At 44.0% G+C, this 654-nt stretch carries 1 protein-coding gene; it reads left to right on the top strand.

Going from position 1 to position 654, the window contains the following annotated elements; all coding sequences use genetic code 11:
- Positions 1-351: YcgN family cysteine cluster protein (locus R7Z50_RS28180; protein ID WP_318149844.1), on the top strand; the 351-nt coding region annotated here is incomplete at its 5' end.
- Between the last annotated feature and the right edge of the window lie 303 nt (positions 352-654).

Below are 654 nucleotides of genomic sequence, written 5' to 3'. Positions count from 1 at the left end.
CTGCATAAGCTAATGGACGAAGATACCGACGAAATCTATTACACCAATGTGGCCTGTAGCTGGTTAAATAGCAAAACGTGTTCTTGTAAGGATTACCCAAATCGTTTTACTTCGGGTGAAGAGTGCACCAAGCTGACGCGCGAAGACATTGACGATTTTACTTGGCTGCCGCATACGTGCGCTTACCGCCTGTTGGCTGAAAAACAGCCTTTACCAGAATGGCATCCGTTGATTACGGGCTCGAAATCTGCGATGCACGCGGCGGGCGAAAGTGTCCGCAATAAAGTGGTATACGAGATTGATGTGGTGGATTGGGAAGACCACATTCTGAATCACCCCAATCGCCCGTAGTTAAATTTACACAAGCCTTTCATCTAATAATGAAAGGCTTGTTTGTTATTGGGTTTCTCAACTTTGACGCCCAACTAACGAAATGCTGCTCAGTTTATTATTTAGTGTTGTAAACTTAGGTATATAATTTCAAGGCTTTACACTTCTATTCTTGGTCGTTTTGATCAGAACTGTTCCCTAAGAGGTAAACATGACGTTTCATTTCCCCCAGAAAATACGCCTGACATCTTGGGTGGTATTATTCGCGCTCATCCTCGGTATGATGGCCCCGATGGTCATCAATGCGAAAGATATTCAGGATAC

The sequence above is a fragment of the Vibrio sp. 1249-1 genome, from assembly GCF_033340495.1.
This window is presented reverse-complemented; position numbering and strand designations above follow the sequence as displayed.